At 31.0% G+C, this 24,907-nt stretch carries 20 protein-coding genes; 11 read left to right on the forward strand and 9 right to left on the reverse strand.

Annotated features, from left to right (window positions below; translation table 11 throughout):
• Window positions 1–73 precede the first annotated feature (73 nt).
• From AC9UFV_RS07170 to AC9UFV_RS07180, 3 genes are read right to left on the reverse strand one after another with little or no spacing between them, the layout of a single operon-like run.
• Entirely contained in the window at window positions 74–1,831 is a 1,758-nt protein-coding gene (locus tag AC9UFV_RS07170; protein ID WP_509574311.1) for a hypothetical protein, read from the reverse strand.
• Between the two features lie 49 nt (window positions 1,832–1,880).
• Window positions 1,881–3,953, reverse strand: coding sequence for a M1 family metallopeptidase (locus AC9UFV_RS07175; RefSeq protein ID WP_509574313.1), 2,073 nt, complete (start codon window positions 3,951–3,953; stop codon window positions 1,881–1,883).
• Window positions 3,954–3,956: 3 nt separating this feature from the next.
• Complete coding sequence (locus tag AC9UFV_RS07180; protein ID WP_509574316.1) at window positions 3,957–4,502, reverse strand: DUF1697 domain-containing protein; 546 nt, start codon at window positions 4,500–4,502, stop codon at window positions 3,957–3,959.
• A 138-nt stretch (window positions 4,503–4,640) separates the two neighbouring features.
• On the opposite strand from AC9UFV_RS07180, the gene recG reads away from it, so the two are divergent.
• The 5 genes from recG (at window position 4,641) to AC9UFV_RS07205 (ending at window position 14,839) form a co-directional block, all read left to right on the forward strand.
• On the forward strand, window positions 4,641–6,746 hold the full coding sequence (gene recG / locus AC9UFV_RS07185) for an ATP-dependent DNA helicase RecG (protein ID WP_509574318.1): 2,106 nt from the start codon (window positions 4,641–4,643) through the stop codon (window positions 6,744–6,746).
• Between the two features lie 64 nt (window positions 6,747–6,810).
• Window positions 6,811–8,916 carry a T9SS type B sorting domain-containing protein gene (locus AC9UFV_RS07190; RefSeq protein ID WP_509574320.1) on the forward strand — a complete coding sequence of 702 codons (2,106 nt, stop codon included), beginning with the start codon at window positions 6,811–6,813 and terminating at the stop codon, window positions 8,914–8,916.
• 84 nt (window positions 8,917–9,000) lie between these two features.
• Window positions 9,001–11,424, forward strand: a complete 2,424-nt coding sequence (gene pheT / locus AC9UFV_RS07195) for a phenylalanine--tRNA ligase subunit beta (protein WP_509574322.1) — start codon at window positions 9,001–9,003, stop codon at window positions 11,422–11,424.
• A gap of 42 nt (window positions 11,425–11,466) precedes the next feature.
• On the forward strand, window positions 11,467–12,975 hold the full coding sequence (locus AC9UFV_RS07200; protein WP_509574324.1) for a DUF5106 domain-containing protein: 1,509 nt from the start codon (window positions 11,467–11,469) through the stop codon (window positions 12,973–12,975).
• 79 nt (window positions 12,976–13,054) lie between these two features.
• A complete protein-coding gene (locus AC9UFV_RS07205; protein WP_509574326.1) occupies window positions 13,055–14,839 on the forward strand; it encodes an ABC transporter ATP-binding protein in 1,785 nt (594 codons plus the stop codon).
• Between the two features lie 9 nt (window positions 14,840–14,848).
• Here AC9UFV_RS07205 and AC9UFV_RS07210 read toward each other — a convergent pair whose 3' ends face one another.
• Window positions 14,849–16,018: a proline dehydrogenase family protein gene (locus AC9UFV_RS07210; RefSeq protein WP_509574328.1), complete on the reverse strand. Its 1,170-nt coding sequence runs from the start codon at window positions 16,016–16,018 to the stop codon at window positions 14,849–14,851.
• A 102-nt stretch (window positions 16,019–16,120) separates the two neighbouring features.
• Here AC9UFV_RS07210 and aroB point away from each other — a divergent pair, with 102 nt between their 5' ends.
• The 5 genes from aroB to AC9UFV_RS07235 all read left to right on the forward strand — a co-directional run bounded on the left by aroB (window position 16,121) and on the right by AC9UFV_RS07235 (window position 20,424).
• Window positions 16,121–17,188 carry a 3-dehydroquinate synthase gene (gene aroB, locus AC9UFV_RS07215; RefSeq protein WP_509574330.1) on the forward strand — a complete coding sequence of 356 codons (1,068 nt, stop codon included), beginning with the start codon at window positions 16,121–16,123 and terminating at the stop codon, window positions 17,186–17,188.
• Window positions 17,189–17,297: 109 nt separating this feature from the next.
• On the forward strand, window positions 17,298–17,423 hold the full coding sequence (locus AC9UFV_RS07220; protein ID WP_509574332.1) for a hypothetical protein: 126 nt from the start codon (window positions 17,298–17,300) through the stop codon (window positions 17,421–17,423).
• Window positions 17,424–17,478: 55 nt separating this feature from the next.
• On the forward strand, window positions 17,479–18,885 hold the full coding sequence (locus AC9UFV_RS07225; RefSeq protein WP_509574334.1) for a type III PLP-dependent enzyme domain-containing protein: 1,407 nt from the start codon (window positions 17,479–17,481) through the stop codon (window positions 18,883–18,885).
• Window positions 18,886–19,038: 153 nt separating this feature from the next.
• Entirely contained in the window at window positions 19,039–20,010 is a 972-nt protein-coding gene (locus AC9UFV_RS07230; RefSeq protein WP_509521106.1) for a deoxyhypusine synthase family protein, read from the forward strand.
• 9 nt (window positions 20,011–20,019) lie between these two features.
• Window positions 20,020–20,424: a DNA primase gene (locus AC9UFV_RS07235; RefSeq protein WP_509574337.1), complete on the forward strand. Its 405-nt coding sequence runs from the start codon at window positions 20,020–20,022 to the stop codon at window positions 20,422–20,424.
• Between the two features lie 53 nt (window positions 20,425–20,477).
• On the opposite strand, the gene AC9UFV_RS07240 is transcribed toward AC9UFV_RS07235, so the two are convergent.
• From AC9UFV_RS07240 to AC9UFV_RS07255, 4 genes are all read right to left on the reverse strand, one after another.
• The gene (locus AC9UFV_RS07240) at window positions 20,478–20,993 is read right to left on the reverse strand and encodes a DinB family protein (RefSeq protein WP_509574340.1); all 516 of its coding nucleotides are present in this window, start codon (window positions 20,991–20,993) and stop codon (window positions 20,478–20,480) included.
• A gap of 92 nt (window positions 20,994–21,085) precedes the next feature.
• Window positions 21,086–21,565 (reverse strand): winged helix-turn-helix transcriptional regulator, encoded by a 480-nt coding sequence (locus AC9UFV_RS07245; RefSeq protein ID WP_027311145.1) that lies wholly within the window; start codon window positions 21,563–21,565, stop codon window positions 21,086–21,088.
• 58 nt (window positions 21,566–21,623) lie between these two features.
• Window positions 21,624–22,781: a M14 family metallopeptidase gene (locus AC9UFV_RS07250; RefSeq protein ID WP_509574343.1), complete on the reverse strand. Its 1,158-nt coding sequence runs from the start codon at window positions 22,779–22,781 to the stop codon at window positions 21,624–21,626.
• Between the two features lie 34 nt (window positions 22,782–22,815).
• A complete protein-coding gene (locus AC9UFV_RS07255) occupies window positions 22,816–23,367 on the reverse strand; it encodes a 1-acyl-sn-glycerol-3-phosphate acyltransferase (protein WP_509574345.1) in 552 nt (183 codons plus the stop codon).
• A gap of 59 nt (window positions 23,368–23,426) precedes the next feature.
• Between AC9UFV_RS07255 and AC9UFV_RS07260 the strand changes: the two genes are divergently transcribed.
• Window positions 23,427–24,089, forward strand: coding sequence for a spermidine synthase (locus tag AC9UFV_RS07260; protein ID WP_509574347.1), 663 nt, complete (start codon window positions 23,427–23,429; stop codon window positions 24,087–24,089).
• A gap of 324 nt (window positions 24,090–24,413) precedes the next feature.
• Here AC9UFV_RS07260 and AC9UFV_RS07265 read toward each other — a convergent pair.
• Window positions 24,414–24,907: S1 RNA-binding domain-containing protein (locus AC9UFV_RS07265; protein WP_509574349.1), on the reverse strand; the 494-nt coding region annotated here is incomplete at its 5' end.

Here is a 24,907-nt window from a genome sequence, read left to right on the forward strand (position 1 = left end):
TAATACAAATTATACATATAAAATAAAAAAACCACGCATATAGCGTGGTTTAATTAATAAAATTTAGTTCAAATTAATTATCTCTAATAACGTGAGCTACACCAGTAATAGTATGAGAACCAGTCGAATTAGTGTAAGTTCCGTTAAAAGTGATATCAATATATTGACCAACTGCACCTACAGCACTTAAATTAAAGGAAACAGTATTGACAGTTTGAACATTAATAGAGCCTATATCAGCTGAAGATAATGAAAACATTGAAGTAGTATAAATTCCAGGTACAACCGTGTTTCCAAATAAATAAAAGGTTTCTGTAGTATTTGGAGTAAGCAAACTGTATGCTGAAATAGAAACTCCTGAAGAATTCGTTCCCGAAGAAGTTCCTCTTCCAGAAGCCATAATATTCGCTATAATATATTTAACAGGTCTAGAATCTACACGATAAGAAATAAACTCTGAAATGGAATTACAAGCTGTGATATTTCCTACATTAGTTACTGGACTCGTAAAAGTAAAATTGATTGAATTGGTAGTTTGTAAGTTATCGTAATCGAAACCTTGCAAACTAAATCCAGTATTGGTAGCACTACAAACCAACATGGTAAAACTAAAATCACCATTGGTTACTGTTGCTAATTGGTTCTGGTTTCCGTAACGCATTAAAACATATCCATTGGTAACATTTGTACCATCACATTTTAAAAGGTTTCCTTGAACTAATGTAGATTGAATTGTAGCGTTGGGTATTACTAAATTAGGTAAAGTCGTTGCTACTGCAAATGGTCCGATGTTCGTGGTACTTACAATATTTCCACAAGAATCAAATACGACCATGGTTAACGTTTCGTTTGCTGGAACCAATCCTGAAACTTGACCTTGAGTATTTGTAGTTCCATTGACAGTGTAAGAATTGGTAGCTCTTCTGATTCCTACTCTCACATTTGCTAAAGGCGTACCATTTGAATTCACTACTGTTAACGATAATCTAACTGTTGGGAATTGAGCATCACAGTTCCACCAAGAAAAGTGCGAAACGGTACCTACATATTTTGTTCCTTGCTTAGTTGCAGCTCCTTCCTCTTTCCAATATCCGAGCGTTTCATCAAAATGCCAAAGTGGAATTGTTGATGGTGAAGTAGCTAATTGAGATGTAGTAATAGGCATTTCAATTTGTGCAGTAGTTGAAAGTTGTAATTTTTGTGACGCAGCTCCTCTCAACTCAATATTCATCATTCCATAGGATTCCAAAACTCGCTCCTCACCGCTAGAATTTTGTGCCAACAACATTCCTGGCATTTTATCAAATGTGGATGCGTCAGTTGGATCTAAATGTTTCATTATTACACTCACAGCGCCAGAATAAGCCTGACCAGTTTCTGTTTTAAAGTTACCATCAAAAGTTACTTTTGATCCATTTGACAATGAAACACTTCCTGAAGCACCTGAGTTAACAGTACCTACAATAGTTCCTGATAATAGTGTAATCTTAACATTATTCATTCCATTAGTTGGAACTAATGATCTGGAACCATCTAAGTAACCCGCTTTTTTTGCTGTTATAAATGCAAATTTATCTTTAACTGTTGCATTATTAATGATGAAAACACCGTTTACATCCGTAGTTGCAGTTTTATTTGCAACTGTAATTGCAACGTTAGAAACGGGATTATTGCTTTCGTCAAGAATTTGCCCTGTAAAATTTTTCGATACTTCACTTCCAAAGTTTAATGGAGTGTCAGTTGAATTTCCATCAATTCCTGAATCACTACTACAATTGTTGAATAAAAAAGGAAATAACAAAACCAAAATTAAGAGTCTTTTTGAATTCATAATGTCTTAGATTTAAGGTTAATATATATCAAATGTATAAATAATAATACTAATTGACCGGTTTTTCTGCTAAAATTTTACCTAATATTAAATTTTCCTCTTTTGATAAATTAGGCAATAACTCTTCTAAAAATTTACGAATGTTGGGATTTTTTAATAATAAACGGATTTTATCTTTTCCAAATTTTGAAAACTGCCATCGGAAACTTGTCAATGAATTAACCAAGTTTGGAAGTACATTTTTATCTTTATCATTAATAAAAAGTAGGTTTTCCATCGCATTTTGTCGTATGGACGATTCGAATTCAGGATTACAATAATTCAATAATTCATCATAGAATTTTCCTTTATCTTCCATTTGATACTCTTTGGTACCAAGCGCTAATGTCAACCATAATATTCTTAGGTTCTTATCATTAAAACCAATCCATTCTTTTGAATTATCTAAAATTCTTTTTTGATCCTCAGGAAATTGAGCCCAAAACGTGCTCATTGAAATTTCTTTAGTGATATAAGAATTATCATTCAGTAACGATTCAAAATCGGATTTAAACTCAAGTGTCACTTTTGGAGTTGTATTCGCAATTGCTTGTCGGACATTTATTTCATTTGTTGCTAAAGCCAATTTAATAAGTTGTTTTTTTTCCTCGAAGGGTACTTTTTCACATTGATAAATAATCTCTTCTTTTATTGGAAAATAAGCGTCGGAAGTCATTATTTTTTCAAATAATTCCCTTTTTTCAATAAACGAAGTTGCTTTCATTCGTTTTATATCCAAAAGTGTTTTTAATGATTTGTTTTTAGATAATAATTGGATGGCATAATCATAATCGAATTTTGGACTTTCAAGCCATTTCCTTCTGAATGCCTCACAATCATAATTAGATATTTTCTTGATTTCATTCAAAAAATCATTTGTAGTTACATTTTTAAAAGAATATTTATTTAGATAGTTTTTAACTGCCTTTTGGAAAATCTTTGAACCAACTTCTTCTCTTAAAATAAATAAAACCCAGGCTCCCTTTTGATAATAGGATAATGTACTTGCTTTGTCACTTAAAATTGGGATGGAATCAGTTTTTGATGCGTTTCTCAATTGTAAAGAAGTGTCATATAGTTTTTTATAGAAATAATCTTCCCCAAAAACTACTTTTTCAGCAATTAAAGCATAATAAGTTGCAAAACCTTCTTGTAACCAATGGTGTTTTCCCGATTGAGCCGTGATTAAATCTCCAAACCATTGGTGAGCTAACTCATGTGCATTTACATTAACATAATTTTTATCGTTAAAACCAATTTCATCAACCACATAATCTCTTGAAAACACAGTTGCCGAAGTATTTTCCATGCCGGCATATAAAAAATCACGAACGGGAACTTGCTTGTAAACTTCCCAAGGATATTTTACTCCAATTTCTTTTTCAAAAAAATCAAATATCTTTTTTGAATAGCGGTAAGTAGGTTCTAATTTCGAATAATCCTCCTTTTCAATATAATAAATTAAAGATTTCCCACTGTTCGACTGTTCTTCTTTGATTTCGAATTTACCTATTGCAATCATCAAAAGATAACTACTCATTGGCTTTTTCATTCGGTAATTCCAAATGTAATTATCTTTATTTGAGATTTTAGTTTCTAATTCACCATTGGAAATCACTTGAAACTGATTGTCGAATTTTACATCCAAATTGAATATTAGTTTTTCATTTGGATCATCAAAACTCGGGAACCAATTACTGGTAAATTTTCCTTGACCTTGTGTCCAAATTTGGAGCTGCTCCCCTTTTCCAGTAAAATACATCGCTTGTTTTGGTCTCGCCAAATAATTGAAAGTCAACTTATTTTTACCTGATTTATATCCTTCAAAAAGTAAGATTTGTTTTCTATTATTGCGGTATTTTACTTCAATATTGTTAATTTTTAAATTGGTAAAATCTATATTTTGAGCGTCAATTTTTATAGTATCTATTGGATTGTTTATTATAAAATCATAGGTAACTTCTCCGGAAACTGATTTATCTGAAGGATTGATTTCAATTTTACCTAAAACTGAAGTGAAATCAACAGATTTTGATTGTTGTGCAAATGAAAATAAGGAAAAAAATAAAAGTAAATATTTCATAACTTAACGTTCTTCATACATTTTTAATAACTGAGAAACCGTATTCCAATTTCTAATAGTTGCTGTTAAATTAAGTTTTTTCTCAATATATTTTTGATCCAATCTTGTTTTTCCTGCACCAATATGATATTTGATAAATATTCTAGTTTTATCAATTTGAACTTCATCTGGCTTGAACTGACTCATTTTTAAATCATTGATATTATCCGATTTTAATTCTTTGGATACAAAAGCAACATATAACTTTTTGGTGTCAACGACTTTCTCTTTTAGAAAATTACAGTTGGTAAAACACGCTTGTAAATCAGCTTTAGAAATAACAATTATTGGCACATCATAACCAAAAACTCTATAAATTTCTTGCTTAATAACAAATGCAATTTTAGCTTGACTCTCTTCATCAGAATCTATAAAAACATTCCCTGATTGAATATAAGTTTGCACATTTTGAAAACCCATATCCTCAAGTGTACTTTTCAAAACGTCCATTTTTATCATGTTATGTCCGGAAACATTAATTCCTCGAAGTAGTGCTAAATGTGTATGCATTTATATTAATTTAAGTATCAAAGATATTGCCTTTGATTAATATATCACAACTTTCGTCAAATAAGTTCTGGAATCTCATTTTCAAATTTGCAAACAAAAAGCTATCTTCGCTGGGAATAGTTCAAAGACTAAATAAAAATGTCTCAATTGCTCCAAACTCCCATTGAATACTTAAAAGGCGTTGGCCCCCAACGTGGAGAATTGTTGCGCAAAGAACTAGGCATACATAAATATCTCGATTTAATTAATTTATATCCTTATCGTTACATTGACAGAACTCGTTATTATAAAATAAACGAATTAGACAATAATAGCGTTGAAGTTCAATTAATTGGAAAAATAATACACATTAAAACTGTTGAACCTGCTAAAGGGAAAAAAAGATTAGTTGCCACATTTGTAGATGAAACTGGGCAAATGGAGCTGGTTTGGTTTCAAGGTCATAAATGGATTCGAGAGAGTTTAGAATTGAATGTACCTATTGTAATTTTTGGAAAATGTACCTCATTTGGAAATGCTTACAATATGGCACATCCTGAAATTGAACTATTATCAGACCACGAAAAGAGTCTTCGTTCAGCAATGCAACCGGTTTATCCATCAACAGAAACACTAACTAATAGAGGGATTACTAACAAAGTTGTAAATAAGTTAATGCAACAATTATTTCTTGAAACGCACAATTTATTTTCAGAAACGCTTCCAGAATACTTACGAACCGAGCTCAATTTAATCACAAAAAAAGAGGCGCTTTTCAATATTCATTTTCCAAAAAACGCTGAAACATTGGCGAAAGCCCAATTCCGATTGAAGTTTGAAGAGTTATTTTACATACAGTTGCATTTAATTACAAAGAATTTAGTTCGTAAACATAAAATTAAAGGCCATGCATTTAATAAAGTAGGAAATTTATTTAGCGATTTCTATGAAAACCACTTGCCGTTTGAATTGACAAATGCTCAAAAAAGAGTTCTAAAAGAAATTAGAAATGACATGGGAAATCCAGCCCAAATGAATCGATTGTTGCAAGGAGACGTTGGTTCTGGAAAAACTATTGTGGCATTTATGAGTATGCTTTTGGCATTAGATAATGGATTTCAAGCGTGTTTAATGGCGCCTACAGAAATTCTAGCTAATCAACATTTTATAGGTTTGTTAGAATTAGCTAAAACAATGAATATCAATATTAAAAAGTTAACTGGCTCTACTAAAACTTCAGATAGAAAAATTATTCATGAGGAACTAGAAAATGGTGAATTACAACTATTAATTGGTACCCATGCCTTATTAGAAGAAAAGGTAAAATTTCAAAATTTAGGTTTGGCTATAATTGATGAACAACACCGATTTGGAGTTGAACAACGTTCAAAATTGTGGAAGAAAAATGAAATTCCACCTCACGTTTTAGTCATGACTGCCACTCCCATTCCAAGAACTTTGGCGATGAGTTTGTATGGAGATTTAGACATTTCTTTAATTGATGAGTTACCGCCTGGCAGAAAACCCATTAAAACAGTTCATCGCTACGATAACAATCGTTTAAATGTGATGGCATTTGTAAACGATCAAATTGACTTAGGACGACAAATTTATGTGGTATATCCATTAATACAAGAATCTGAAAAGATGGATTTTAAAGATTTAATGGACGGTTACGACACGATTTCTAGAGAATTTCCTTTACCTAAATATGCCGTTTCTATACTACATGGAAAAATGAAAGCGGAGGAAAAAGATTTTGAAATGAAACGATTTTCGGAAGGAAAAACCAATATTATGGTTGCTACAACTGTTATAGAAGTTGGGGTGAATATTCCGAATGCAAGTGTTATGATCGTAGAAAGCGCAGAACGTTTTGGACTTTCACAATTGCATCAATTGCGTGGACGTGTTGGTCGTGGAGCTGATCAAAGTTATTGTATATTAATGACTTCTAATAAGTTGTCAAACAATAGTAAAACTCGAATGGAGACTATGGTTCGAACCAATGATGGGTTTGAAATCGCAGAAGTAGATCTAAAACTCCGAGGTCCGGGAGACTTGATGGGAACGCAACAAAGCGGTGTTTTAAATCTTCAAATTGCCGATTTAGTTAAAGATAGAGACATTTTAAACTTGGCACGAAATTATGCTGTTAAAATATTAAAAGAAGATGCTGCTTTAGAAAAACCTTTAAATTCAATATTAAGAGAAGTATTTATGGAGATATCCAAAAGAAAGAATATTTGGAATTACATAAGTTAGCTTAATTAATCGAACGTTATTACAACAATTTATCTAAATTTACATTCAATTTTAAAACGCCAATATGAGATTATTTTTAAATAAATTATCTAGAAGACTTTCGATATTTGCTTTTTTAATATCATCTACAATTTCAGCTCAAAACAACTGTGTAGATGCTATTTTCATTTGTGGAAACGCCAATTTATCAGGTTTAACAGCCAACGGAATTGGAATTCAAGAAATTAATCCTGGAAATGCTTGCGGTTTAGGAGAAACAAATAGTTTGTGGTTGAAAATAAAAATCAGAACCGGGGGTACATTAGGATTTACTTTAACTCCACAAAGTACGAATTTAGTAGAAGACTTGGACTTTTGGATTTTCGGACCCAATGCTACCTGTAATAATTTAGGAACCGCTATTCGATGTTCAACTACAAATCCCCTAAATGCAAATTTAACTGATAATTTAACTGGTTTGAGTAGCACTGAAATAGACGTTAGCGAAGGTCCTGGTCCAGATGGAAACAGCTTTGTTCAATGGATGAATGTTTTAGATAACGAAACCTATTTTATTGCAATAGATAGACCTGTGGGTGTTAGCTCATTTTCAATATCTTGGACAGGAACTGCGACTTTTTTTCAAGCACCTACAACTATTTCAAAAATTGATTTTCAAAAATGTAGTTTACCCAATTTCCCTGGCGAAGCTCTATTTGATATGACTCCAAATACCAATTTAGCCATTGGTGCTCAACCCAATTTAGTGGCTACTTATCATACCAGCTATAATGATGCGGTAACCAATACCAATGCAATTGCTAATCCAAATAATTATAGAAATATATCAAATCCGCAACAAATTTTCATCAGGTTGAGTAATACTTTCACAGGTTGTTTTGCAATTACTGATTTTAATTTATCCGTTATACCAACAACGATTAGTGCTTTTACATACAATTCACCTATTTGTATTAACGATATAAATCCTACAATAATACCGGCTACAGGATTTACAAATGGCGGAACATTTTCATCAACTGCTGGACTAAGTATCGACTCTGCAACTGGAGAAATTACTCTTGCGAATAGTTTACCGGGAACTTACCAAGTTACCTATTCATTAATTGCTAACCCATCTACATGCCAAACCGCATCATCTTCTAATTTTTCTATAATAATTGACCCATTGCCTAGTATCACATTAAGCGCCCCAATTCCAACATTGTGCTTAAATTCCGTAATTAACCCAATTGCATTTAATATTGGTGGTTTAGCTACAAATGCTTCCATAACTTCAGGAAATTTACCTTCAGGATTATCTGGAAGTTTCAATAATAATGTTTTTACTATATCTGGAACGCCTTCATCGACTGGAACCTTTAATTTCACAATAACAACCCAAGGCGGATGTGCTCCTGCAGCAATTTATAATGGAACTTTAGTTGTAAATAGTTTGCCAATAGTAACTTTACCTCAAGATGGATATATTTGTTTAGATGATGCTGGAAACTCGCTTGGAAGCTACACTTTAATTGCCAATCTAAGTTCAGCAAGCCATACATTTGTTTGGTCAAATAGCACTGGAATTATTGCGGGTCAAACCAGAAATAATTATCGAGCTACTCAACCTGGCCCTTATTCTGTTGTGGCTACAAATAATACCACTGGCTGTACTGCTATTGCAAATACTACTATTGATAGCCATTTACCTCCCAGTATAGTTACGGCTACAGTTTCAAGTTATTTTTCAGAAACACAAACCGTTACCGTTAATGTTATTCCTGCTGGTGTTTATGAATACAAATTAGATTTTAACCCTTACCAAGATAGTAATGTTTTTACAAATTTATCAATGGGAACTCATGAAATTTGGGTTAGAGATTTGTATTACTGTGGAGTTAAAAAAATTACAGTTCAGATAATTGATTACCCAAATTATTTTACTCCAAATGGCGATTCTATTCATGATACTTGGAATATTACTGAACTAAAAAACCAACCTAATTCCTACATAGATATATTTGACAGGTATGGAAAACTAATAAAACAAATAAAACCATCAGGACCAGGCTGGGATGGCACCTACAACGGAAACTCATTACCTGCTACAGATTATTGGTTTACAGTTTATTATTCAGAATTAGGCACAAGCCAGAAATTTAGTTCCCATTTTTCCCTACTTAGATAGTTAATAATTAGTTATAAAAAGCAAAAAAAATCTTTCTTACTACCATTAGCAATCCTTATATTTGCATCATTATTATAGAAAAAAATGAAAATATCATACAACTGGTTAAAACAATTTATTAATATCGATTTAAAATCGGAAGATGCTTCAGATGTATTAACCGATCTAGGATTAGAAGTTGAAGGAGTAGAAAAATTCGAAAGTTTAAAAGGCGGATTAGAAGGAGTCGTGATAGGCCATGTGCTTACTTGCGTACAACATACGAATGCCGATAAATTGAAGGTAACTACTGTTGATATTGGATCTGGGACTCCCATTCAAATTGTATGTGGTGCTTCCAATGTTGCTGTGGGACAAAAAGTTCCTGTTGCAACAATTGGTACAAAATTATACGATAAAGAAGGAGAATCATTTGAAATAAAAAAAGGAAAAATTAGAGGTGAAGAAAGCCACGGAATGATTTGCGCTGAAGATGAATTAGGCCTTGGCGACAGTCATGACGGAATTATGGTTCTGGATTCTAGTTTGGATCCTGGAACTCCAGCTGCTAAAGTATTTAAAATTGAAACAGACGAAGTTTTTGAAATTGGATTAACTCCAAATCGCGCTGATGCCATGAGTCATTGGGGTGTCGCGAGAGATTTGCGTGCTGGGCTTATTCAAAGAGACGGAAAACATTATGAATTAATTACTCCTTCTGTAAATAAATTTAAGGTTGATAAAAGAACATTCAAGATTGATGTTAAAGTAAATATCCCAAAATTAACTCCTAGATATTGTGGAATTACCATTTCAGGAATTACCGTAAAACCTTCTCCAGAATGGCTAAAAAACAAACTTAAAGCTATTGGTTTAACACCAAAAAACAATATTGTAGATGTAACCAATTATGTGCTTCATGAATTAGGGCAACCACTTCACGCTTTTGATGCATCGAAAATAAATGGTAATATTATTGTTGATACAGTAAAAACTGGGACAAAATTTACAACATTAGATGGAGTTGAAAGAAGTTTGAATGAAGAAGACATCATGATTTGTGATACTCAAGGTCCACTTTGTATTGCTGGTGTTTTTGGAGGTTTGGATTCGGGTGTTTCAGAAAGTACGAGTGCTATCTTTTTAGAAAGCGCCTATTTCAATCCGGTTTCAATTCGCAAAACTGCAAAAAGACATGGTTTAAGTACCGATGCCTCATTCAGATTTGAAAGAGGAATAGATCCTGCTATTACTGATTATGCTTTGAAAAGAGCAGCAATATTGATATTAGAAGTTGCCGGAGGTGAAATTACTTCTGATTTAATTGACGTAAATAATACTAAAAATAGTGATTTTCCAGTTGTATTAAACTTTGAAAAGGTTACCAAAATAATTGGTCAAGAAATTCCGAAAGAAACAATTAAAAAAATATTAGTATCATTAGACATCAAAGTAACAAGCGTTTCTGATTCTAGTTTAGGGCTTATTATTCCCGCATACCGTGTTGATGTTCAAAGAGAAATTGATGTTATTGAAGAGTTACTTAGAGTTTATGGGTACAACAATATTAATTTTACCAATAAAGTAAATGCGACAGTTTTCAATTCTGGAAGATCTGAAGATTATAAGGTTCAAAATGTTATTGGCAATCAATTGACATCGCTAGGATTTCATGAAATGATGGCCAATTCTTTGACAACTCCCGATTACATAAAATTATCCGAAAACTTAAAAGAAGATTATAATGTTTCCATTCTTAATCCTCTTAGCAACGATTTGTCTGCAATGAGACAGTCCTTATTGTTTTCCGGATTAGAGGCCGTTTCATTCAATATTAATCGTAGAAACACCGATTTAAAGTTATTTGAATTTGGAAAAACCTACCATAAATTGCCTTCAGGATATGATGAACCAAAACACTTGTCATTATTTACCACTGGAAATAGATTAGGTGAAAGCTGGACAAACGCTCAAAAACCTTCTGACTTTTTCTTGTTTAAAGGATACATAAATAGTGTTTTATCGAGATTAGGCATTAATAATTTTACTACTAAACCTATTTCAAATGATGTTTTTGCAGAAGGAATCGCTTTTGCAAATGGTAATAACGTATTGGTAGAATTTGGAACCGTTAAAAAATCAATATTGAAGCATTTCGATATTAAGCAAGAAGTTTTTTATGCCGATTTCGATTGGAATGCGGTATTAAAATCTATTTCAAACAAAATTAAATTTGTTGAAATTTCAAAATATCCTGAAGTTAGAAGAGATTTAGCTTTGCTTTTGGATGAATCAGTAGCCTTTGAAGAAATTTACAATATTGCTAGACAAACAGAGAAATCTATATTAAAAGAAATTACTTTGTTTGACGTTTACGTTGGCAAAAATTTACCAGAAGGTAAAAAATCATACGCAGTAAGCTTTACCATTCAAGATGATTCTAAGACTTTAACGGATAGTCAAATTGAAAAAATTATGAGTAAACTTCAAAACAATTTCCAAACCCAATTAGGAGCACAGTTAAGATAACAAGAATTTATTTACTATTTTATTTTAAATACATTACAATAGATGAAAAAAATAATCTTTTTATTAGTCGTTTTATTTTCAATTAATTCTGTAAAAGCACAAAATGCTTACGACATAAAAATTAATTTAAAAAATTGTAAGGACACCCTCGCCTACCTAACTTTTTACCAATTTGACAAAAATATGATTGTTGATACCTGTACCACAATCAAAAATGGTAAAATTGTGTTCAATGGAAAAAAGAAACTTTTAAAAGGGATTTATTCACTTGTAGGTCAAGGAAAAATAATCTATTTTGATTTCTTTGTTGATGATGAAAACCAAAATCTAGATATTTCTAGCGAATCTGTGACCAACTATAAAGAGTTGTTGCATTGTAGCAACTCTAAAATCCAAAATGATTTCTTTGATTATATCAAATATTTCGAAGTTCAAAGACGTGATTTTGAATCTAATTTGCAAAAAACAAAAGGGCTTAACAAAAAAGATTCTACCGATTTTATGTCCACTAAACAAAAAGAAATCAATGAAAATATTGAAAATTTTGAAAAGTCTTTTATACTTAAAAACAAAGGAACTTTTATCAGTGATGCATTGAATTTGAAAATTGAAAAGTATTTAAAAGACATTCCAAAAGCTTCGAATGGTCGCCCTGATAGCATTGCTGTTTATGATTATTATAAAAAACACTATTGGGATGGTGTTGATTTCAAAGAAGATGGATTGGCAAGAACACCATTTTTTCATGGTCGCTTAACTCGTTATTTTGATGGGGTTGTAATTAGAAATCCCGACTCGGTTTCTGTTGAAATTGATCGTATTATGAATCAAGCTGTTGAAGGTTCAATAATGTATCGATTATTACTTGCACACTTTGTAAACAAATATGAAACCTCCAAAATAATGGGTTATGACAAAGTATTTGTTAACATCGTAGATAAATATTTCAAAACTGGTAAAGCAAAGGACATATATAACGATGATAATATTGTAAATAATATCATCAATCGTGCAAATATATTAAGACCTCTTTTACTTGAAGCAATTGCTCCAGATTTACCCATGATACCAATTGAAAGTCATGATAAAATTGCAAAAATGGGCTTTGAAAATGCCAAGACAAGTGAGGAAATGACTAAAATTTTCTATGCTAATGCGCCGGAAATAGAAAAATCGTTTTTAAGGCTTCATTCTATAAAAGCAAAATATACTTTACTCGTATTTTGGGATGTTGATTGCAGTCATTGTCAGGCAGAAATTCCGAAATTAATTGATTTGTATCACCAATTATTGAAAGAAAAATTTGATGTTAAAGTATTTAGTGTATACACCCAACAAGAATTTGAAAAATATAAAAAGTATGTTGTTGAGAAAAAATTGGATTGGATAAACGTTTATGACGGTGTTCATTATAACAATTTGAAAGACAAATACGACATCTACTCTACTCCTGTTATTTATATTTTGGATAAAGACAAGAAAATCAAAGCTAAAAGAATTGATGTAGATCAAATTAAAACAATCTTAACTGCTTTAGAAAAAGGTAAATAATATATTGACTATTAATTTAACAATTATTAAATACCAATAGTTTGGTTTAAGATTACATTTGCAAACAAACATCATTTAAATGGCTCGTTTTAAAGAAAATGATTTACCAAAATCAAAACTTACTAAATCATCGATAAGCAAAGCATTATTAATATTTAAATATGCTGAAAATCATAAATGGAAATTTTATATAGGTTTAATTTTCTTATTATTTACTGGAGGAACTGCGCTTGCATTTCCAAAATTAATGGGATTATTAATTGATTGTGTGAAAAATAAAGACAACGAGCAAGCCAATTTAATTGCTGGTGGATTATTAGTAATTCTATTATTTCAATCGCTTTTTTCCTTTTTCAGATTGTCATTATTCGTCAATTTTACCGAAAATACTTTAGCAAATTTACGTTTGGCATTGTACAGCAATTTGGTAAAATTGCCAATGACTTTTTTCTCACAAAAACGTGTTGGTGAATTAAATAGCCGGATAAGCTCCGATATTACTCAAATTCAAGACACTCTAACGTCAACAATTGCTGAATTTTTAAGACAATTTATTTTAATTATTGGTGGAATTGCTTTGTTGGCCAGCGAGAGTATTAAGCTTACCCTATTAATGTTGTCTGTAGTTCCATTAGTGGCAATTGCTGCTGTAATATTTGGGCGATTTATAAGAAAATATTCTAAGAAAGTTCAGGATCAAGTTGCAGAAAGTCAGGTAATAGTAGAAGAAACGATGCAAGGAATCAGCATTGTTAAAGCTTTCGCAAATGAATGGTACGAAATAGCACGTTATAATGGTAAGATTAAAGAAATTGTAAAAATTGCAATTAAGGGTGGAAAATTCAGAGGATATTTTGCTTCATTCATCATTTTTTGTCTTTTTGGTGCAATAGTAGCGGTAGTTTGGTATGGCGTACGATTGAGTATTAGTGGGGAAATGAGCGTAGGGCAATTAATTTCCTTTGTTTTGTATTCTACTTTTGTTGGAGCTTCTTTTGGAGGAATAGCAGAATTATATGCACAAATTCAAAAAGCAGTTGGAGCAACGGAACGCGTTTTTGAACTTTTAGATGAAACCCCTGAAAAAATTAGCTCTTCTGATATTGGTACCGAAAAAATATTTAAAGGAAATGTGAGTTTCAAAAAAGTAGCTTTTTCCTATCCTTCCAGAAAAGAAATTGAAGTACTAAAAGAGGTAAGTTTTAATGCAGATTTTGGTCAGAAAATAGCAATCGTTGGGCCAAGTGGCGCTGGAAAATCAACAATAGCCTCTTTATTATTAAGGTTTTATAATATTGATGGCGGAGAAATTACCATTGACGGAAAAAATATTTACGATTACGATTTAGAAACCTTGCGTGGAAATATGAGCATTGTTCCTCAGGATGTCATTTTATTTGGCGGAACCATTCGTGAGAATATTGCTTATGGAAAACCAAATGCTACTGAAGAAGAAATTTCTAAAGCTGCAAAACAAGCCAATGCCTACCAATTCATAAAAGGATTCCCAGATAAATTTGAAACTATTGTTGGAGAGCGTGGAATCAAACTTTCTGGAGGTCAACGCCAAAGAATTGCTATTGCAAGAGCTTTATTAAAAAATCCAAGTATCTTAATTTTGGACGAGGCTACTTCTTCATTAGACAGCGAAAGCGAAAAATTAGTTCAAGAAGCCTTGGAAATATTAATGGAAGGAAGAACAAGTATTATTATTGCTCACCGTTTGTCCACCATTCGTTCAGCAAATCAAATAATTGTTTTGGACGAGGGAACGATAAAAGAACAAGGAACGCACCAAGATCTAATTGCCTTAGAAAACGGAATTTACAAAAACCTAAGTAACCTTCAGTTTAATAACTTTTAAAAGTTACAATTACTTCCCTTTTCTTCGATCTCTTTCTGCAGTTATCAATTTTAATTCTCGACTTGTTTGGCCAGCAACAGATGTATTTTCTTCTGCTCTACGAATTAAATAAGGCATCACATCACGAACAGGACCGAATGGCAAGTATTTAGCGTTATTGTATCCATTTGAAGTTAAATTGTAACTAATATTATCACTCATTCCATACAATTGTCCGAACCAAATTCTAGTATCTTTTTTTTCAATATTCAAATCCTCCATGTATTCCATTAATTTATAAGAGGACAGTTCATTATGTGTACCAGCAAAAATGGCCATTCTATCGATATTTTCAACCATATAATGAATTGCAGCATCATAATTTAAATCGGTTGCCTCCTTAGATTCACAAATTGGTGTTGGATATCCTTTTTCTTCAGCTCTCAAATTTTCCTTTTCCATATAGGCACCACGAACAATTTTCATTCCAATAAAGAAACCATCCGTTTTTGCTTGTTGATGTAAATTCTTCAAATAATCCAATCGGTCCCAACGGTACATTTGTAACGTATTAAAAACAATCGCTTTTTCTTTGTTGTACTTTTTCATCATTTGGGCAACCAAATCATCAGCTGCATCTTGCATCCAACTCTCCTCTGCGTCTATCAATAGCGGAACATTTTTTAGGTAAGCTTCGCTACAAACTTTGTCAAAACGAGCTACAACCCTATTCCATTCTGCTTTTTCGGAATCGGTTAGTTCAACATTAGAACCTACTTTTTCATATAAATCCAATCTTCCAAAACCTGTTGGCTTAAAAACTGCAAACGGAATTGCTTCACGTTCACTTGCGAATTCTATGGTTTTTAAGGTCATTTTCAAAGCCGCATCAAATTGATCCTCTTCTTCTTTACCTTCAACAGAATAATCCAAAACCGAAGAAACTCCTTTGGTGAACATTTTGTCAACAACAGAAAGACAATCAACTTCATTTACACCACCACAAAAATGATCAAATACAGTCGCACGAATAATTCCTTCAACTGGCAAATGAGCTTTTAAAGCAAAATTAGTTACCGCTGTTCCAATTTTTACTAATGGCTGATTGCCTATCATTTTGAAAAGAAAATAAGCGCGATTTAATTCAGTATCACTTTTTAATGAAAAAGCAACTTCAGTATTGTTAAAAATTTTATCCATATAAATTTTAATAATAATGCAAATATAAGAACAGATTACTGATTATTAATCAAAAATTACCTTATTTTGCATCATCAATTTACACCTACAATTAATTAGCAAATGCAGTCAATTAAAGCAAAAGGATATTCCGTAATTTTCAATGAAGAAGGTTATAAAGAGCTGAATAAACTGATTACTGAAAATAATTATTCTAAACTATTTATTATTGTAGATTCAATTACTAATGAAGTTTGTTTACCAAAATTACTTCCATTAATTGAAACCGAAAGTCCAATTGAAATTATAGAATTTGAAGCTGGTGAAATCAATAAAAACATTGAAACATGTATTCAAATTTGGAATGTTTTAACTGAATTAGGCGCTGATAGAAAGAGTTTGCTAATCAATTTAGGTGGTGGCGTAGTTTCAGATCTTGGAGGATTTGTAGCTTCTACTTTCAAAAGAGGAATTGATTTTATAAATATTCCAACAACATTATTAGCCATGGTTGATGCTTCTATTGGTGGCAAAACTGGAATTGATTTAGGAAACATTAAAAATCAATTAGGGGTAATTAAAAATCCTAAATTAGTAGTAATTGATACAGATTTTCTTGCTTCGCTTCCGCAAATGGAAATGCGTTCAGGATTAGCAGAAATATTGAAACATGGATTGATATTTGACGCATCCTATTGGAAGCAATTCTTAGATTTATCAAAATTAGATTTTGCCGATTTTGATTCAATAATATACGATTCAATTAAGATTAAAAATCAAATTGTAATGCAAGATCCTAATGAAAAAGGAATTCGAAAAGCATTAAATTTCGGACATACACTAGGGCATGCAATTGAAAGTTATTTTTTGGATAATCCAACAAAAAATATTTTATTACATGGCGAAGCTATTGCAATTGGTATGATACTGGAAAGCTATATTTCAATGACCAAAAAGCTAATTTCTAATGAAGAATATTGGGAGATTAAATCAACAATAAAATCAATATTTGAAGAAGTTATTTTTGAAAAAAAAGATATTCAATCAATACTAGATTTACTAATTCATGATAAGAAAAATGAAAATGGTAAAACAAAATTTGTACTTCTCGATGGAATTGGCAAATTTACAATTAACCAAGAAGTTGAAAATGAAATAATTACATCGTCATTTGAAGATTATAAATTATAAAAAAAAAGTTTAGTAGTTTGTTATATGGAATTATTATTTTTTTACATTTGCTCCGATGAATAAAAAACAAAATACGACCCAATTTTCACTCTCAAAAAACGAGACTTATATGGCTTTCCAAGCTTTATTGAATCGTTATTTTGGTCTTGTTGGTTTTATGTATTTTGACGAATTAAGACATTCTATAATTAATGATGATGAACTTCAAATCATCTATGCGAATATTCGAGTTTGAAAATTAGGTTTTATAAAGAAATTACACTTTTTAATTCTAATTTACTGATAAACATATGAATACAAAATATTCGGATTTAATTAATCAAAATTATTATTTTCCTCAAGAAGAATTTAATCTTAATAAAGACAACCTACAATTTCACGATATTGATCTAATGAAATTGGTTGAACAATATGGTACACCTTTAAAATTTACCTATTTACCTCAAATTTCCAATAATATTAAAAGAGCCAAATCTTGGTTCAAAAATGCAATGGATAAAAGCGAGTATAAAGGTAAATATTACTTTTGCTATTGTACTAAAAGTTCTCATTTTGAATACATTATGAATGAAGCTTTTAAAAACAATATTCACATAGAAACTTCATCTGCATTTGACATTAATATTGTTGAAAATTTGTTGCAATCTGGTAAAATTAACAAAAGTACCTACGTGATTTGTAATGGATTTAAAAGAGATCAATACATTTCAAATATTGCAAGAATTATCAATAATGGTCATAAAAACACTATTCCAATTATTGATAATTACGAAGAGTTGGATTTACTTCAAACAGCTATTAAAGGAAAATTCAAAATTGGTATTAGAATTGCAGCTGAAGAAGAACCAAAATTTGAGTTTTATACCTCAAGATTAGGTATTGGATACAGAAATATTGTTCCATTTTACAAAAAGCAAATTCATGAAAATAAAAATTTGGAACTTAAAATGTTGCACTTTTTTATTAATACAGGAATAAATGATAACGCCTATTATTGGAATGAATTAATTAAATGTATTAAAGTTTATGTTGCCTTAAAAAAGGAATGCCCAAGTTTAGACAGTTTAAATGTTGGTGGTGGTTTCCCAATTAAAAACTCATTAGCATTTGAATACGATTACCAATATATGATTGACGAAATCATCAACCAAGTGAAGATTGCTTGCGATGAAGCTGAAGTTGATGTTCCAAACATTTTTACTGAATTTGGTTCATTTACGGTTGGGGAAAGTGGTGGCGCAATCTACCAAGTTTTGTATCAAAAGCAGCAAAATGATAGAGAAAAATGGAACATGATTGACTCTTCATTTATAACTACTTTACCAGATACTTGGGCAATTAATAAGCGTTTTGTAATGTTGGCAGTAAATCGCTGGAACGACACCTACGAAAGAGTTTTATTAGGCGGTATGACTTGTGATAGTGATGATTATTACAATTCTGAACAGAATATGAATGCCATTTATTTACCAAAATACAATAAGGAGAAGCCACTTTATATTGGATTTTTCAACACTGGTGCTTATCAAGAAACAATTGGTGGATTTGGTGGTTTACATCACTGTTTAATACCTGAACCAAAACATTTATTAATAGATCATGATGAAAATGGTGAAATTAAAACTACTGTTTTTTCAGAACAACAAACTGCAGATGATGTGTTAAAAATATTAGGATATAACAATAATAAAGTATAATTGTATAATAAATTACATTAACATTTCTTTACTATTGTAATAATAATATTGATACATTTTAATCAGAAAAAAAGTATAAAAAAAATAAAATTCAAATTGTTTATCAAATAATTAATTTGTTAATTTGAATCGATAAAAACTAAAAAACTAAAAATGAGTAAAGGTCCTATAAGTCAGTTTATTGAGAAGTATTATTTGCATTTCAATTCTGCAACTGTTGTTGATGCAGCTAAGGCGTACGAACAACAATTAGAAAAAGGAGCCAAAATGATGGTTACTTTAGCAGGTGCAATGAGTACTGCTGAAATAGGAAAAATCTTCGCAGAAATGATACGAAGAGACAAAGTTCAAATTGTTTCTTGCACTGGTGCAAATCTTGAAGAAGATATTATGAATTTAGTTGCACACTCTCATTATGAAAGAGTACCAAATTACAGAGATTTAACTCCTCAAGAAGAATGGGATTTAATGGAACGAGGATTGAATCGTGTTACAGATACTTGTATTCCTGAACACGAAGCTTTTAGACGTTTACAAAAACACATCTACAAAATTTGGAAAGACGCAGATGACAAAGGAGAACGTTATTTTCCTCATGAATTCATGTATAAATTATTACTTTCAGGCGTTTTAGAAGAATATTACGAAATAGATTTAAAAGACAGTTGGATGTATGCTGCTGCAGAAAAAAATCTGCCAATAATTGTTCCAGGTTGGGAAGACAGCACAATGGGGAATATTTTCGCTTCCTATGTTATCAAAGGAGATTTGAAAGCATCTACCATGAAATCAGGAATTGAATACATGATTTATCTAGCTGATTGGTATCCAAAAAATAGTGAAAATGGTATTGGATTTTTCCAAATTGGTGGTGGAATTGCTGGTGATTTCCCAATTTGTGTGGTACCAATGTTATACCAAGATATGGAAATGCATGAAGTACCATTTTGGAGTTATTTCTGTCAAATATCTGATTCTACAACAAGTTACGGATCGTATTCTGGTGCAGTACCAAATGAAAAAATCACTTGGGGAAAATTAGATATTAACACCCCTAAATTTATTATTGAGTCGGATGCTACAATTGTTGCTCCATTAATTTTTGCTTATTTACTAGATTTATAATAATATTTTATGAGAAGAGTTATTGTTGATTACGCAAAACTAACCAATGAAATCTTGAACTTATTAGTCGAGAAATTCCCTGACGGATATGATGATTCTAATATCATCCGATTTAAAAACCACAAAGACGAAACTATTGAAGCGGTAGAAGTTCGCACTGAAGACACCATTTACTTGGTTAAAATTAGCACTAAATTATCTGACAGATTAATCAATTTTGAAGATGATGATGATATTGTGGTTCCTTTAGACGCTATTAAAGGTATTGATTTGGATGATGATGTTGCTGCCGATGATGATGAAGAAGAGGTTGACATTACAAAAGACCCTGAAGGCTCAAATGATATAGACGACGATGATGATCATGACGCGGATGATATCGCTGACGAAGATTCAGATGATGATGAAGAATAATTCAAATAAAAAAAAGGAACTCAAATCGAGTTCCTTTTTTTTATGTTTTCAAGTTAAAGATATCTTTCTGAAAACACTTTCTGATGGTGTTTTTGATGGCCAATAATAATAAATCCTATTGCTCTAACAGATACTTCCCTATTCGAAGCATTACCTATTTTAGTTAATTGTTCTTGTGAAAAGCTATTAAATAAAGATAATGTAGATTGTCGAACAACAGCCATTTCGGTTAACAAACTTTGCAAACTTCTTTCTTTTCCATTTGAATTAGCAACATAATCATTTTCATCAAATCCAGGTAATGGCGTTTTATCATTTCTGGAAATTCGTAGCGCTCTGTAACTAAAAACTCTTTCTGAATCGATCAAATGCTGAATAATTTCTTTAATTGTCCACTTCCCTTCTGCATATTGATAATCAAATTTTTCCATTGGTATATTTTGAACAAACTTGATGAATTCGTGTAAACAAATCTCCAATTCTTCAATTAATTCAACATCTTCAAGAACTTGAATATAGGATTTATAAAAATCGGCATATTCATTAACAGGCAATTGATTAGACTTCATATTTCAATATTAAAGTTGATATTTTTGTTATTCAAATTTACAAAAAAAGCCCCAAGAATAAACTTGAGGCTTAAAATAGATATTTATAAAAACTACAAGCTTTTAAAAATTGTATGCATTAAACGTTTTTTATCATTTAAACTTTCGTCTAATGATATCATTGTTTCTGTTCTGTAAACACCTTCAATATCATCAATCATAAAGATAACATCTTTAGCGTGTTTAGTATCTTTTGCTCTAATTTTACAGAAAATATTGAATTTTCCAGTAGTGATATGTGCAACTGTAACAAATGGAATTTCATTAATACGCTCTAAAACAAATTTAGTTTGTGAAGTATTATTTAAAAATACACCAACATAAGCGATAAATGAATATCCTAATTTCTCATAATCTAAAGTCAATGACGACCCCATAATTATACCAGCATCTTCCATTTTTTTCACTCGAACGTGAACTGTACCAGCAGAAATTAATAATTTCTTGGCGATATCAGTAAAAGGAACTCTAGTATTATCAATCAACATGTCTAAAATTTGATGATCTACTTCATCTAAACGGAACTTGCTCATAAGTTTGTTTTTTTTGTACTTTAATTTATTTAAATAGTATTACCAAAAATCAAAAAAACTAATTTTTAATCAATCCGTTAACAAATTTAATACTTTTCCCTAAAGAAAATTCTGCTTTTTGGTCAATTTTCGGAATATTTATTTCTAAATCTTCGTATAAAGCTTCTTCAACATCGTACTCAAAATGACCTGAAAAACCTTCTAAATCCCCTATTGCAGCTGTATAAGCGTTGAAAACTAATTGGTTATCAATTAATTCTTCTTTAAATTGAAGTGCAAAATTGGTGATAATTTTATTATTATCATAATTAATTTTGATATTTTTATAAATAAAATCATAAAAACAGATTTTATTATGAGGAATATTCATATAATCTTCAATTTTATTGCAAACTATATCGTTTTCGTAGATTTTTTTCAAACCTTCAACTAATGCAATAAATACAAATTTTCGAGTAAATTCTCGGTCATAATCTCCTTGAAAATGTCCTGCCTCAATTAAAATAGTTGGTACATTTAAAAACTGAAAGGTATCACCAACACAATTAATATTGAAAGAATCATCAAAACGACCAACTTGATTTGGAATAAACTCTTGGAGTATTTTATTCATTGCTACTATAACTTGAATTGCCTTAGTTCTAACTTCATTAAAGTCTCTATTTTCATTATAAGCTGGTGCAAGAAAAGAAATAGTCGCAGGTTTTATTGTGTCTGATTCAATACCGTAAATGGTTCTTTGGTCATGTAAATTATAACAATAATCAGGTTTAAAATTCTCAAAAGTACTTCGCAACAACTTACTTTCGGGCTGGGTTAAATTCTGTGCATCTCTATTTAAATCAATACCATTAGCATTTTCTCGAGTGTAAAGAAATGCCCCATCGGGATTTAACATTGGCAAACAACAAAAAGTAAATTCGCTTAATAAATTCTTAGCTAATTCTGAATTACCGTTCAATAAATTTAAAAAATCGAATAGCGCCTTTGTAGTCGTACTCTCGTTTCCATGCATTTGTGACCACAATAAAACTCTAGTATTTCCTGTTCCTATTTCATATTTATAAATGGGTTTCCCTAGAACTGATTGTCCTATAATTTGAACTTGATTATCAGAATTAAATTGCAATAATAAAGGCTCAATAGCATCCAAAGTGATATAACGTCCCTTTAAATTGGTCTCTAAATTCTGATTATATAAATTCTCGTAATTCATATTTCTTTTTTATTAAATAAAAGTAAGCATTCAATTAAACGACATAACTATTTTCTGGTATTTTACCTCTAACTCCTTTAAAATGAAGCAATAAAACTTTTAAATCGGCATCAATATCACCGGTAATATTAAAAGGTTTTCCAAAATTAACTTCTTTCTTACCGTAATTAAAAGCAACTGGAATTATTGGAACATTAGCTTTTTGAGCAATATAATAAAACCCTGTTTTTAATTCGGTTACCTTTTTGCGAGTTCCTTCTGGAGATAGTCCCAAGCGAAATATTTTTCTATTTTCAAATACTTGAGCAATAGAATCCACCATATTCAATCCTCCGGTTCTATCTAAAGGCGCCCCTCCCATATAACGGAAATACCAACCCAATAGAAAGCCAAAAAGTTCTTTTTTGCCCAACCAATTCATTTCTACCCCGATTATTCCTCTTGCAAATAATCCTACAAAAAAATCAACCCAACTGGTATGAGGGATAACAATTAATATACATTTCTCAATTTTTTCATCGACTTCTCCAACAATCTTCCACCCCATTAATCTGAAAAAAATGAATTTGTAAATGAGCTTTTTCATTCTTTACAATTTTTATGTAAAAGTAATATTAATCTATTATTTTTGAGAAAAAAATAACTTTGCTTAATAAATTACTTAGTTTTCTATTTCCGGTTACAATTTTCAAACAGAATTCCACTGTAAGTAGTTCAATAGAAATCACTTGGAATAACGGTCAACTCGTTATGGATTCAAAGAATACCAATTATTCTTATGGTAGTTTGCAACGAATTTTACGTCGTGGATTACAATCTATAGGTTTTCAAAACATAAAAAACTTCGATTCTATTTTGGTTTTGGGAGTCGCAGGCGGTAGTGTAATCAAAACATTAGTAGACGAAATTAACTTTGAAGGAGAAATAACCGGAGTTGAAATCGATCCAGAAATCATCACTTTAGCCAATAAATATTTCAATTTAAATAAAATTCAAAATCTGACAATTATTATTGACGATGCAGGTACATTTGTTCAAAAAACCAATAATACCTTTAATTTAATTATCATTGATATCTTTCAAGACAATTCCATGCCTGAATTTCTATTTGAACCCGAATTTATAAAAAATATAAACTCTCTTCTAAATATTGGTGGCTATATACTTTTCAATACCATGATAAATTCTAAAGCCGATCAAGAAAGAAACAAACATTACTTTTCACATTACAATAAATCAGAATTCACGACCTATTCCCTACAAAAAGTGGAAGTTTTTAATGAATTAATTGTGGTGAGGAGAAATTGATAATTGTTTAAATGTTTAATCGTTTAAACGAATTATCGATTCAACGAATTACCGAATAACCTTTTATTTCCTTGCAAACTTTGCGTAAAACCTTGCGAACTTAGCGGTAAAAAAAAGATTTTAAATCAAAATGGGAGCTTTTTTTGCCACAAATTAACACAGATTAAACGGATTTTAAAATAACCGATTCAACGAATAACCGAATAACCATTTCAAATATCTCCGTGAATCTTAGTGTTTACTTTGAGAGTCTTCGTGAAATAAATTAACTTAACTTCAAAAAAAATCCCCGCACTTGCGGGGATTTTATATAAAAATCAAGAATTATTTTTTCTCGCTTTTTTCCATTTTAGCTTTTAATTCAGCTAACATATCGTTGTTGTCACCTAATGTAGATGCTTGCGCATTAGCATTATTTGCAACAGCTTCGGTAACCGCTTTCACATTTTTCTCTTCTTCTTCACGGAAGATAGCAGTGTGAGAAGCAACTACTCTTTTAAATTCTTTGTTGAATTCAATTACTTTAAATTCAGCAGAATCTCCTTTTTTCAATTTCTTACCGTCTTCTTTTTCAAGATGACGTGTAGGAATGAAAGCAACGATATCATCACCAAATTCTACAGTAGCTCCTTTGTCAACAATTTCAGAGATTTCACCTGTGTGGATAGTTCCAACAGCAAAAGAATCTTCGTATTGATCCCAAGGATTAGCAGTAGTTTGTTTGTGTCCTAAAGATAATTTACGACCTTCAACATCTAATTCTAATACAACTACATCTAATTTTTCACCAACGTTTACAAACTCAGATGGGTGTTTGA

This window comes from Flavobacterium sp. (assembly GCF_044349645.1).
GTDB lineage: Bacteria > Bacteroidota > Bacteroidia > Flavobacteriales > Flavobacteriaceae > Flavobacterium.